This is a genomic window from Pseudodesulfovibrio piezophilus C1TLV30 (assembly GCF_000341895.1).
GTDB lineage: Bacteria > Desulfobacterota > Desulfovibrionia > Desulfovibrionales > Desulfovibrionaceae > Pseudodesulfovibrio > Pseudodesulfovibrio piezophilus.
On record NC_020409.1, the window covers coordinates 722,115 to 734,585 of the forward strand.

Genomic DNA, 12,471 nt, shown 5'->3' on the forward strand with positions numbered 1-12,471 from the left:
CCCTGCTCTTCTCCTTCCCATTCAAGACATCATACTTACCTTGTGGTAAAGCATACTCTCTTCTTATCCCTAATCTCTGGGAAATCTCCATTTTTTCGTGATAATTCTCAGTAGAATGCGCCAGAAATGCGATATTCCACGAAAGAGTATTGATCAAGACAGATTCTATGCAGTAAGGGTATATGCAAGAGCCAAATGAATTAGCATTCCTCTGTATACAAAAAAACTATAAGTACGGACCATGATTGAAAACCGCCAGGCTGTTTCGCCTTTTTCTCCTTTAAGAACAAAACTCCTCTTGCTACTTACAGGTCTTGTCGTGGCAACTCTTGCAGGAGCGTCTCTAACATTGTGGTATGTCAGAGCGACACAAGAAATGTTCCAGGAAATGGCGACCCATGATATCCAAGCCCTTTTTTCCGCCCAGAGTCTGCAAAAAGAATTAATGTCCCAACAGGGACTGACCACGTATTATTCGCTGGACCATGATGAAACATGGCTCCAGCGTCTCAATGGACACCACAAGCAATTCGAGATTTTTCTCAAACAGGCACGACTGTCCAATTATCTTGAAAAAGGAAGGGAAATTCTCAATAACATTGATTCTGGCTATCTCCGATATGTCTACTCCAGAAACGATGTTATTAATCTCTATCGCAAAGGGCGCACACAACAAGCGCTCCAAGAACACAAAAATATACGAGAAAAATACCAAACTCTCTATGATCTCTGCGAAGAATACAAAGCTCTCTATCAGCACCGAATAACTCTGGCTGCGGTCTCTTACAAGGCAAAGGCCCAACTGCTGACAGTCCTCTCATTCACGGCTATGCCAGTTTCGGCCCTGCTCGCCATATGGCTTGGATTCATCCTCGTAAAGCGTATTCTGGACCCCATTAGAAAACTCGCCAGACTGGAAGAGGCACTCCCTGACCATTTATCAGGAGAAATGGGAGCACTCTCCGACCGTATTCAAACCTTAATGGATGATGTGGAACATGCCTATGAGATGCTTCAGCACAGTCGAGACCAAGTAGTACAATCCGAAAAAATGGCAACTGTGGGAAAGTTGGCTGCCGGAGTTGCTCACTCCATTCGAAACCCATTGACTTCCGTCAAAATGCGTCTTTTTTCGCTGGAGCGTAGCCTTGATCTGGATGCCATTCAAAAAGAAGATTTTGACGTCATATCCGAAGAGATCAGACATCTTGATACCATCATACGCAACTTTATTGAATTTTCCCGCCCTCCAAAACTTCGGCCTCAACAAGTCTCGCCATCCGACCTTGTGGAAAGTACTCTGACCCTCCTTGTCCATCGTCTGGAAGCTTCCAATGTCATTGTCACTATTTGCCGCAAGAAACGACTGCCGGATGTCAGTGCGGACCCTGAACAATTCAAGGAGGCACTTATGAATCTTATCCTCAATGCGTGCGATTCCATGGTTAATGGAGGCAGAATATCTATCACTGAAGATATCGCAACCATCGTGCCCCATGGGAAAATGGCAATTCTCACTGTGACGGACAATGGTCCCGGAATTCCTCCCGCGTTCAAGGATGAGATATTCAAACCTTTTCACTCCACCAAGGAAGAAGGGACTGGTCTCGGACTTTCCATTGCCAACCGTATCATGACCGAACACGGTGGGTGGCTCCATCTCAAATCATCCGGTTCGGATGGGACAACCTTTGTCCTTGCCATCCCTCTAAAGGAATCAAGCGAATGGCTCAGATCCTGATTGTAGACGACGATTCACAACTCCGGCAAAGCTTTGAGAAACTGCTCACCCAGGAAGGTCATCACGTTCATGTGGCTTCTTCTGGTGAAGCAGGTGTCATAGCCGTCAAACAATCATCACCAGATCTCGTGATCATGGATATGCGTATGCCCGGAATGACTGGTTTGGAAGCATACCAGAAAATGCGGACCATTGATCCACGCCTGATAGTCATCATCATGACAGCATATGGAACAACGGAAATTGCCATCGAAGCAACAAAAATGGGCGCGTTTGATTACATTCTCAAGCCATTCGATATTCCGGAGATGTTGACTCTCATCAACCAAGCTCTGGAGACAGCCCGGTGCAGCAAAGAAAAAACAACCGCTCCCACTGCGGTCCTGACAAAACCTGATCAACTGCTGGGAAGTAGTCGCATCATGCAGGATGTCTATAAATCCATAGGCCGCGTGGCCGCGACCGATGCTCTTGTACTTATTCGAGGAGAGTCCGGGACTGGAAAGGAATTGGTAGCCCTGGCAATTCATAAATACAGCCAACGACATGACAAGCCATTTTGCCCCATAAACTGTGTCGCCATACCAGACACCTTGCTCGAATCAGAACTATTCGGCTATGAAAAAGGAGCCTTTACCGGAGCCAACCGGAGCAAGGCCGGGCGAATCGAACAGGCTTCCGGCGGGACTCTTTTTCTTGATGAAATTGGTGATATGCCGCTGAACATTCAAGCAAAGATTCTCCGTTTACTACAGGAAAAACAATTTGTGAGGTTGGGCGGAGGTACAGCTCTTCGCGCAAATGTACGAATCCTGGCTGCTACAAACAGAAATTTGGAACAAGCTGTGGCTGATGGGGTCTTCCGCGAAGATTTGTATTATCGATTGAACGTTGTGACAATTGGATTGCCACTCTTACGAGACCGGGAGGGAGATGTTTTTGAACTTGCCGATCATTTCCTCGCCTGCCTGAGCGCTGAAATGGAAATGACAAACCCTGGGCTAGCGCAAGAAGCAAAAGACTTCTTGGCCGCTCATGATTGGCCAGGAAATGTCCGAGAATTAGTTAATATCATTCAAAAAGCACTCATCTTCAACCGGGGTGCCCCCATTACTCGAGACGAATTAACACAGGCGGTGGGACTCTCCACGGCCCAAAGCTCCCTGGCAGACAAATCAGACGAGTCCTTCAAATCGGAAATTCGGCGAGTACTCACCCAATACGCCGGAGAAAATTGTTTCGAAATGCTCATGGACTATTCCGGTCGGCTCGTCGTGGGCGAGGCCCTAGCGATCACTGACGGTAACCGAACAAGAGCAGCACGTCTCCTTGGCATGTCCCGCCCAACCCTACTGGCTCGCATTGAAAAGTACGGTCTAAAAACACATACTATCATTTCCTGACATCTCTCCTTTTCACAGAACAAACGCAAATCAGGCGATACGAAACGTCCTGAAGCTTAAAAGCTGTCATCCTCCCTTGGACGACAGCTTTTTTTTCACTTCGTAAAAAAATCAGACAGTCCTCCCTTCGCCACAATTTCTACTGCCTTTTATTTTTTTATTTTATAAAATTATTTCAGACAGTTAACAAACAAGCAAGCACACCAAAGCTGGCATGACTATTGCCTTATGCATTGTCAGAACACGAACTCGGAGGAGTGAATGGCAAACGCAGATATCAAAATTATTATCGTGGATCGCAACCCCAGAATGCGTGATTTCCTCCGTCGCGAATTTGCCAAACGAAATTTTGCAATCGAAGGCGTTTCCTGTGTCACTGAACTATTCTTCAAACTTGAAACGGCTCCCCTGCCCCATGTGGTGATCCTTGATATCGACACATCCGAAAGCTCAGGACGAGATTTGCTACACCAAATGGAAAAGAGATTCCCACAGATACCTCTCATACTACACACCTACCTTCAAGATCTGCCGGACGATACAACTCTCTACCAAGTGACTGCCATGGTAGAAAAAAATGGCAACCCTGAGAAACTTACCAGCATGGTAACAGCTGTTTTTGCAGAACTATACCCAGAGTTGAATGCTGACAACGGCCGGGAGAAGAATAATGTCTAGTCCTCAATATTACCAAGGGCTGGCTAAGACCATGATGTTCACAATCATCCTGGTCTCATTTACGCCACTTCTCCTGATTACGCTCATTGCCGGGTATCAATACAGCTTTGCCTACAAGGAAAAAGTCATTGCCCACATGCGTGAGATCGTTCTCAAGCATGGGCAGAGCATCGATTATTTCCTGGATGAAAAAATCGCTGAAATCCAGGTTCTCACCGATATGGAAGGCCTGATTCGCTTGAGGGATGAACCAAGTCTCACTGCCCTGCATACATCGCTCGTAAGACATCATGGTACTGATTTTGTTGACCTTGGACTTATCAATAGCCAGGGCGTCCAAATAGCCTACTCCGGCCCATTCAAACTCAAGGATGCCAACTATGCCGAAGCCGAATGGTTTCGAGCAGCTAAAAGTCGTCAAGTCTATATCAGTGACGTTTTTCTTGGTTTGCGAGGAGTCCCTCATTTTATCATTGCACTCCAACTTGAATCAGGCGGGCAGGAATGGGTTTTACGAACCACCCTCGACTTTATCTCATTTAACAAACGAGTAGAAAATATCCGGGTTGGGGAAACCGGAATGGCCTTCCTTATCAACAGAAATGGAGACCTTCAGACCACACCTCGCAGAAATATGACTGCGGAAATACCATTCCTCAAAAAGATGCTCGGTCACCGAAACGACAATCTTGACCTTGTTCGGGGACGCGCAACCATGACGACCGAAATCAACCCAGCCACCGGTCATGAAACCATCTTCGTCACCAGCCCCATCAAGAATGGAGAATGGCTCATGGTCTATCAGCAGGAGGCTGCCGATGCTTTTTCCGACCTGAACCAGGCGAGGAATCTGGCAGCGGTAATCCTCCTGCTGGGTGGCATAGGTATCACCATTATGGCGCTACTCATGTCCAGACGCATGGCAAGGAAGGTAGAGATGTCGGACTTGGAGAAAGACATGATGAATGAACAGGTCATTGAAGCAGGAAAGCTCGCATCGGTGGGGGAATTAGCAGCGGGAATTGCGCATGAAATAAATAATCCCGTAGCAATCATGGTGGAAGAAGCGGGATGGATTCAAGATTTACTCGATGAAGGACTCGAAAAATCGGATAATTCTCGAGAAGTCCAACGAGCCTTAAACCAAATAAGAAATCAGGGGACACGCTGCAAAGACATCACTCATAAATTGCTCAGCTTCGCCCGTAAAATCGATCCCACAGTCAAGCAGGTAGCACTCAATGATCTCGTTCGGGAAATGGCTATTCTCTGCGAACAAAGGGCCAAGTTCGTTAATGTGATTATTGAAACAAGCTTGGGAAATGACATCCCTGATGTTGCAGCAAGCCCATCGGAATTACAGCAAGTTTTTTTGAATCTGATTAATAATGCTCTTGATGCGATGGAGCCGGGAGGAGGAGAACTCGACATCACCACTCGCTTTGAAAATGGCACGGTCGTGGTGTCGATAGCTGACACCGGATGTGGCATCCCAAAGGCAAATCTCTCTCGCATATTCGATCCTTTTTTTACGACTAAACCTGTTGGCAAAGGAACCGGTCTCGGACTCTCCATCATATACGGCATTGTCAATAAAATGGGGGGAGAGATAACTGTGAGATCAGCTCTGGATAAAGGGACAGTATTCACACTCCGCTTGCCTGTAGCCGGTGGAATCGAACAAAAATTCCCACCAGAACAGATCATAACCAGTAAAAAGCATCAGCAACAATCCGAACAAAAAGGAGATAAAAATGCCAGCAACCATTCTGCTCATTGATGATGAATCGGGATTTGTGGACACCATGGCTAAACGCTTGGCTAAACGTGGCCTGGCGGTGAGCACCGCCTATGGAGGCGAAGAAGGGGTGGCGGTCCTTGAGGACTCTGGGTTCATGGATGTGGTGATTCTGGACGTGAAGATGCCCGGTATGAACGGCATTGAAGTACTTAAGAAAATCAAATCTGCATATCCCTTGATCGAAGTGATCATGCTTACCGGACATGCGACCGTTGAAAGTGCCATTGAAGGAATGAAATTTGGGGCTTTCGACTACATGTTAAAACCATGTGAGATCGAGGAGCTTTTGTGCAAGATAGATGAAGCCTATCAAAAAAAACAGTCCCATGAAGACAAAATAAGTGAAGCAAAAGCCCGACATATAGTTCTCCGTCGTGGCGACTAGGGAGAAAACCATGAAACCTCCTTCCATCCGAGTTCTTATAGTGGACGACGAGATCGGTTTTACTGAAGTGCTGCACAAGCGTCTCGCCAAGCGAGGTTTGACGGTGACCAGTGCGACAAGTGGAAGCCAAGCGATTCGGACACTTCGATTGCACGATTTCGATGTGGCGATCCTGGATCTCAAGATGGAAGATATGGATGGAATTGAAGTCTTGCAGATCTTCAAGAAAATGGTCCCTGAAATGCCTGTGATCATGCTGACGGGACACGGCTCTGAAAAAGCGGCCAAAGAAGGCCTCAAAGCAGGAGCATACGACTATCTATTGAAACCCTGCGCGATGGAAGCGGTCCTCGAAATCATCCATCAGGCTGTCAAGAAATGAACCAAGGAGAAAAGTCATGACTGCCATCAAGATACTGCTGGTGGACGATGAAACGGATTACCTGCGCACATTGGAAAAACGCCTTCAGAAGCGGGGATTCGTAGTTTGTGCTGTGACTTCCGGTGAAGAAGCACTGAAACAATTAGCAACCTTTCCTGCTGATGTGGTGCTCCTGGATGTCAAACTGCGAGGCATGGACGGGTTAACCACTCTTCACAAGATCAAACGTACGTGGTCGCACGTCGAAGTCATAATGCTAACAGGCCATGCAAACCAGGAAGTTGCTATTCATGGTTTAGAGCTTGGAGCATTCGAGTATCTGATGAAGCCTGTGGATTTTGAGGAACTCCTTTATAAACTGGAAGATGCCTGCGTGCGAAAGACATTTCAAATAAATGAACATGGCTTGAAAAAATTTGAAAAAACCAATGGGAATACCCAATAAAATCCCTATTTATTAACGTTAAAATATGAAGGTGGAATTATGAGATTCGCTCAACAGCTCTATGTATCACTGCGGGAGGCGGCCAGGGCTCACGCTCAATGGGATATCGAAGTCTCCACGAGTATCATAAAAGACAAACGCAAGATGTGGCTCCTCGTCGTTATGACTGCCCTTGGTCTGCTCGGCTCTTTGGCTTTCGCAAGTGACCTCGACCTGCCATCCATGCTTGGAGGGAAAAGTGCCTACACCCCGGCATTCTATACCACTGGCATTTTTGTCGCATCCATCGCCATAGGCCTCTGTGCCGGGCTTATCACCGGATGTATCGGTGCCGGAGGTGGATTTATCATTACTCCCGCCCTAATGTCCGCAGGAATAAAAGGAATTCTCGCTGTAGGTACAGACCTGTTCCACATATTTGCCAAAGCGATCATGGGAACTGCTGTTCACAAGAAATTAGGTAATGTTTCAGTGTCTCTGGCATTGGCATTTCTTGTCGGTTCGGGAGTCGGAGTTCTCGGAGGTGGCGTTTTGAATCGCCTTATATATGAGGCCAACCCCGTCGCATCTGACGCTTTTATATCAGTAATCTATGTCGTCCTTCTCGGTTTTTTAGGAACATATGCCATGGTCGACTTTCTCCGCCTCAGGAAAGCAGGAAACAAAATCGACGCACATGGTGGAGGACAACACAATTCCGGGGGGCTTCCAGCGGCTCTCCAACGAGCCAAGATACCGCCCATGATTACCTTTGATAAAGATCTTATGCCTGGCGGCAAAAAGATATCCGGTTGGTTTGTCGCGGCCTGCGGGCTTATTGTCGGGTTTATGGCAGCTATAATGGGGGTCGGCGGCGGATTCTTGACTTTCCCGATGTTTGTCTATGTCTTGGGTGTCAGTTCGTTTACCACAGTTGGGACCGATATTCTCCAAATCATATTTACGGCAGGATTCGCAGCCATAAGCCAGTATGCCATCTATGGTTTCATCTTCTATACACTCGCCATGGGTATGTTACTTGGATCACTCGTAGGAATCCAAATCGGTGCCTTTGTCACCAAACTCGTCCCCGGTATCTACATCCGAGGGTTCTATGCCATGGCTATTCTCGCAGGGTTCATAAACAGACTCTTCGCCATGCCCGGAAAACTTGCGGAGATGAAATATATTGCTCTGAATGCACAAACCGCTCTATTTCTGACGAATATCGGGAATTGGCTTTTTTTTATTGTCATTGGGGTGTTTGCTGTATGGGTTATTCTAACATTCTTCACAAAAATCAACATTTTGAGAGAGGGATAAATCATGATAGTCAGACACAAAAAACTCTTTTTGCTAGGGCTGATACTTTCGGTGGCATTCCTGATAGTTCTTTCTTACATGTTCACTCCGAATTTTAATGGAACCAATGCGTTCCATGCTTCTGATAATCTGTTTAATTCCATATCCAAGGGATCAACCTATTACATCCCACAGGTAGCGGAAGACGCGAAACTCTTTGACGGAAAACAATTTCAGACCACCATATTTGAAGATGAGACACGTTTAATCCCCTATGCCAAAACTATTTTGATGAAAAATGGACTCAAGATTACTGACACAGCCAAGGGTATCCTCGTTTCAGGTGATCTGGGATCATTAATGGCACGAGTCCTTGAGGATGCCGATGCAATGTTCAAAAATGCGGGTCCAACTCTCTCGAACAAGTACGCCATGGATGAAAAACAAGCCATGTATGTGTGGTGGAAAACCATGAAAGAAATCAAGAGTGCTCTTGATCAGCAAAAGTCCTTTCGAGCTGCTGTTTTTATTGATAAAAACATCATAAAAAGAGCCATAGAAGTCGGATATAACTACTATGGAATTGAAGGCCAGGATGCAGCGCACAGGTGGGGAATTTTACTCTTCTCACTGCTCTTCTATGTTGTATACACTCTGTGGTGGGGGTATGGTATTTTTTTCATGTGTGAGGGACTGGGGCTTGAAATGAAGGCGGGCAAAAAACAGGAAATGTAGCGGCTGGGAAATATCTAAAAATAAAAATGCGGGTTGTGAACACATGGGAATACAGGATTGGTTCTCCTTCAAAAAAAACAAAGGGAAGAAAACCCAGGAAGAACTGGCTGAGATTCGCCGCACGTTCGCAACCCGCATTAACCATTTCAAACGTCTTATTCAAGCCAATACGCGTGCACACGAACAGATGGCGGAACTCGAGGAAGCGCTTCGCGGTTTTCAACCATACGGCATGCAGTATGTCCGGGCTTTATGCACACGTCTCTCTGCATCAATATTTCAAATGATCCAGCATCTGGATAGCCTTAATCCTAAAACATATGAAAAACTCTTCGATATTTTCGATACTCTTCAAAGCACCATACACATGCACATCTCACCAGTATCGCATGCAGAGGAGAATGATTTAATTCTCGAGATTCATTCGATAGGCCGTGATCACGCAGACATGTGCGGCCCCAAAATGGCAATGCTTGGGGAGGCAGCAAATAATCTGAATATGAAAGTGCCGACCGGTTTCGTTGTCACTGCTGCCGCCTACCGTCTCTTCATGAAATCAGGAGGGCTGAACGAGGAGATTGACCGCCAAATCCAAGGGACGAACTTTGAAGACATGGAATCCATGATTCGCCTCTCATCCCGAATCATGCAATTGATTATTGAGACATCCATCCCTGAAAGTTTGTCACAATCCATCCTTGATTCCTACGACGACTTATGTGAACGCCATGGTAAAGCGATCAAGATTGCCGTTCGCTCCAGCGCCCTTGGCGAAGATCTGGAAGGAGCCGCCTTTGCAGGACAATATCGCTCAATCCTCAATGTGGATCGAGAATCTCTCCTCCCAGCATATAAAGAGGTTCTCGCATCCAAATATTCACAACAAGCAATGGCTTATCGTTTTAACCGAGGCATACGAGATGACGATGTCGCTCTTTGTGTGGGATGCATGGTCATGGTGGAAGCCCATGCAAGCGGAGTCGCATACTCACGCAATCCAATAAATATTCGTGATAAGACTCTTTCCCTCTATTCAATCTGGGGTCTGCCAAGAGCTGTTGTTAATGGCTCTATGGATACAGATGAATTTCTTGTAGCACGTCTCCCCGCTCCCCGCATACTCAAACGACACATTGCTGACAAAAAAGAAATTTATGTCTGCGATAAGGAAGAAGGCCTCTGCCGGATCTCGCTAACTGAGAAAAATCGAACTCAACCATCCCTCACAGACGAACAGATTCTTTTGATTGCAAAGGCAACCATGCGTATAGAAGAGTACTTTGGCTTGCCGCAGGATGTTGAATGGGCAATAACCGAATCTGGCCAGCTTTCCTTACTGCAATGTCGTCCGCTCCTTTTGGCGGAGCACAAACGTGGACTCCTTCCACCAGATTCCACACTGCCACCTCCCATTCTCTCAGGCGGGCGCACAGCCAGCCCAGGCATAGGGACAGGCCCTGTCTATATGGTCGCCAAAGATGTGGATACATTACTCTTCCCGGACGGTGGAGTCCTGGTACTCAATCAGGCTCTTCCCAATCGAGCGGCACTCCTTGGACGATGCAGTGCTGTCATATCAGAACAAGGCGGGGCCGCAGGACATCTAGCAAATGTTGCTCGTGAGTTTGGCATTCCTGCATTATTTGGGCTCAAGAATGCACAAAAAAAGCTCTTTCATGGTCAGATCGTGACGGTTGATGCTGAAGGATGTGCCGTTTATAATGGAAGAGTCGAAGCATTCCTTGAAAAAAAACCGAGAGAACGGATAATGCGTGGAAGCCCTGTCCAAAAAAGTCTCAGAAAAGCTGCCAAGTATATTGTTCGTCTTCATCTCATTGATCCTGATGCCTTCAGTTTCAAGCCAGGGAATTGTAAAACACTTCATGATATAATGCGATTTTGCCATGAAATGGCTGTGCGTGAAATGTTCGAATTTGGCATGAATAAAGACTACATCGAAGGGGCTTCCAGACAACTTATCTGTAATGTTCCCAAACAATTCTGGGTTCTCAACCTTGACAGCGGCATTGCACCTGAAGGGAAACATCGTGCCGACCGCTGTGTTTTGCTTGAACACATTCGCTCTATCCCCATGTGTGCGCTATGGGCGGGTATGGATGCCATCCCATGGGAGGGCCCTCCCCCTGTTCACACACAGGGCCTGATGTCTGTCATGTTTGAAGCAACGGTCAATACTGACCTGAATCCAACTGCACCATCACGGTTTTCTCAAAAAAATTATTTCATGATTTCTGAAAACTATTGCATTCTACAGTCCCGTTTCGGTTTCCATTTTTGTGGCGTTGAAGCCCTGGTGAGTGACCGAAACACCGAAAACTACGCAAGTCTCCAATTTAAAGGAGGGGCAGCAAACCTTGAACGCCGAATCCTGCGCGCCCGTTTTATTGGTGATATCCTGGCGGAGTTCGATTTTCGTGTCCGAATCAAAGAAGATACCCTCTTTGCGCGATTGGAGGGACTTGGGCGTCCCCAAATGGAGCATCGCCTGAAAATTCTCGGTTACCTGATTACCCACACCCGCCAACTCGACATGATAATGACCAATACTGATGAGGTAACACGACAAAGAGATAAGTTTTTCCGGGACTTTACCCTGTTTGACCTCAAAGAATAAAATGATAAGGATTTTTCATGATTAAAAGAAAAGCAAAAATTCTTTGAAAATCACTCCATGTTTTTTCTGCACTGATCTTTCGTTTGCTTCTTTATTTCAAAAAAATTATACACTGATCCATGAAAGAAACTCGTTATGATTTTGGCAATAACTGGTATGATTTTCTCAACACACTTGATCAACGGAAAATTGACATTGCAACGGAAGAATAAAAGCTCCTGACAGGTGATCTCACAGGGAAAACATTTGTTGACATAGGTTCAGGGTCAGGTTTGCACAGTCTTGCGGCGTTCAACTTGGGAGCTTCAGAGGTCTGTGCCTTTGATTATGACACCATGAGTGTCCAGTCCACAACCACACTCCTATCAAAACACGTTCCTCAAAAAAAATGGAAATCCTCGCAGGCCGATATATTGGCGAAACCAAAATCCCAAAAAAAATTTGATGTGGTTTATTCATATGGAGTACTCCATCACACAGGAGACATGTGGAAAGCCATCGAAAATGCGTGTGCCTATTGCAAAAATGGTGGTCTTTTTTCCGTGGCCCTCTATGTCAAAACTCCCTTTTGTCAATTCTGGGAAAAAGAAAAAAAATATATAGTAAATATAAATTGATAAGACCTCTGCTGGATGGCCTTATGATCACTCTAGTTGCTTTACGCAGGCTTTTGGCTGGCAATAACCCATATAAATATATTTCGGAATATGAGTCTAAAAGAGGAATGAATTTTTTCACGGATATCCGTGACTGGCTCGGTGGGTACCCCTATCAAAGTGTCTCAGACCAGGAATTGCAACTATTTATGGGAAATCAAGGGTTCTCACTTGTATCAAAGAAGAATACTGAGCCCTGTAGAGGCTTACTTGGCACAGCATGTGGGGAATGGGTATTCAGGAAGAATTAGACAACTTTCTTCATGACAAAAGGAATCCCCCTGCCAGAGTATGAACAGGGGGATTCTCTATTAATTCAACGAACTGTA

Annotated in this window: 11 protein-coding genes; all 11 read left to right on the forward strand. The window is 46.1% G+C overall.

Annotated features, from left to right (window positions below; genetic code table 11):
* Window positions 1–241 precede the first annotated feature (241 nt).
* The 11 genes from BN4_RS03530 (at window position 242) to BN4_RS18290 (ending at window position 12,103) form a co-directional block, all read left to right on the forward strand.
* A complete protein-coding gene (locus BN4_RS03530) occupies window positions 242–1,741 on the forward strand; it encodes a sensor histidine kinase (RefSeq protein ID WP_015413979.1) in 1,500 nt (499 codons plus the stop codon).
* Entirely contained in the window at window positions 1,726–3,144 is a 1,419-nt protein-coding gene (locus BN4_RS03535) for a sigma-54-dependent transcriptional regulator (protein WP_015413980.1), read from the forward strand. Before BN4_RS03530 ends, BN4_RS03535 begins: the two co-directional genes overlap by 16 nt.
* A gap of 261 nt (window positions 3,145–3,405) precedes the next feature.
* Window positions 3,406–3,822 carry a response regulator gene (locus BN4_RS03540; protein WP_015413981.1) on the forward strand — a complete coding sequence of 139 codons (417 nt, stop codon included), beginning with the start codon at window positions 3,406–3,408 and terminating at the stop codon, window positions 3,820–3,822.
* Window positions 3,815–5,602, forward strand: coding sequence for a sensor histidine kinase (locus tag BN4_RS03545; RefSeq protein ID WP_015413982.1), 1,788 nt, complete (start codon window positions 3,815–3,817; stop codon window positions 5,600–5,602). The genes BN4_RS03540 and BN4_RS03545 overlap by 8 nt, the downstream gene beginning before the upstream one ends.
* On the forward strand, window positions 5,577–6,008 hold the full coding sequence (locus BN4_RS03550; RefSeq protein WP_015413983.1) for a response regulator: 432 nt from the start codon (window positions 5,577–5,579) through the stop codon (window positions 6,006–6,008). The genes BN4_RS03545 and BN4_RS03550 overlap by 26 nt, the downstream gene beginning before the upstream one ends.
* A gap of 10 nt (window positions 6,009–6,018) precedes the next feature.
* Window positions 6,019–6,390, forward strand: coding sequence for a response regulator (locus tag BN4_RS03555; protein ID WP_015413984.1), 372 nt, complete (start codon window positions 6,019–6,021; stop codon window positions 6,388–6,390).
* 16 nt (window positions 6,391–6,406) lie between these two features.
* A complete protein-coding gene (locus BN4_RS03560) occupies window positions 6,407–6,835 on the forward strand; it encodes a response regulator (RefSeq protein ID WP_015413985.1) in 429 nt (142 codons plus the stop codon).
* Window positions 6,836–6,874: 39 nt separating this feature from the next.
* On the forward strand, window positions 6,875–8,137 hold the full coding sequence (locus BN4_RS03565; RefSeq protein WP_015413986.1) for a sulfite exporter TauE/SafE family protein: 1,263 nt from the start codon (window positions 6,875–6,877) through the stop codon (window positions 8,135–8,137).
* A 3-nt stretch (window positions 8,138–8,140) separates the two neighbouring features.
* Window positions 8,141–8,851 (forward strand): hypothetical protein, encoded by a 711-nt coding sequence (locus BN4_RS03570; protein WP_015413987.1) that lies wholly within the window; start codon window positions 8,141–8,143, stop codon window positions 8,849–8,851.
* Between the two features lie 43 nt (window positions 8,852–8,894).
* Window positions 8,895–11,486 (forward strand): PEP/pyruvate-binding domain-containing protein, encoded by a 2,592-nt coding sequence (locus BN4_RS03575; RefSeq protein WP_015413988.1) that lies wholly within the window; start codon window positions 8,895–8,897, stop codon window positions 11,484–11,486.
* A 218-nt stretch (window positions 11,487–11,704) separates the two neighbouring features.
* The gene (locus BN4_RS18290; RefSeq protein ID WP_083863065.1) at window positions 11,705–12,103 is read left to right on the forward strand and encodes a class I SAM-dependent methyltransferase; all 399 of its coding nucleotides are present in this window, start codon (window positions 11,705–11,707) and stop codon (window positions 12,101–12,103) included.
* Window positions 12,104–12,471: the final 368 nt, after the last annotated feature.

Excerpts from the sequence above, each read along its gene's own strand:
- BN4_RS03540 (WP_015413981.1), top strand. The coding sequence starts at position 3,406 with ATGGCAAACGCAGATATCAAAATTATTATCGTGGATCGCAACCCCAGA.
- BN4_RS03560 (WP_015413985.1), top strand. The coding sequence starts at position 6,407 with ATGACTGCCATCAAGATACTGCTGGTGGACGATGAAACGGATTACCTG.
- BN4_RS03550 (WP_015413983.1), top strand. The coding sequence starts at position 5,577 with ATGCCAGCAACCATTCTGCTCATTGATGATGAATCGGGATTTGTGGAC.
- BN4_RS03565 (WP_015413986.1), top strand. The coding sequence starts at position 6,875 with ATGAGATTCGCTCAACAGCTCTATGTATCACTGCGGGAGGCGGCCAGG.
- BN4_RS03570 (WP_015413987.1), top strand. The coding sequence starts at position 8,141 with ATGATAGTCAGACACAAAAAACTCTTTTTGCTAGGGCTGATACTTTCG.
- BN4_RS03530 (WP_015413979.1), top strand. The coding sequence starts at position 242 with ATGATTGAAAACCGCCAGGCTGTTTCGCCTTTTTCTCCTTTAAGAACA.
- BN4_RS03535 (WP_015413980.1), top strand. The coding sequence starts at position 1,726 with ATGGCTCAGATCCTGATTGTAGACGACGATTCACAACTCCGGCAAAGC.
- BN4_RS03575 (WP_015413988.1), top strand. The coding sequence starts at position 8,895 with ATGGGAATACAGGATTGGTTCTCCTTCAAAAAAAACAAAGGGAAGAAA.
- BN4_RS03555 (WP_015413984.1), top strand. The coding sequence starts at position 6,019 with ATGAAACCTCCTTCCATCCGAGTTCTTATAGTGGACGACGAGATCGGT.
- BN4_RS03545 (WP_015413982.1), top strand. The coding sequence starts at position 3,815 with ATGTCTAGTCCTCAATATTACCAAGGGCTGGCTAAGACCATGATGTTC.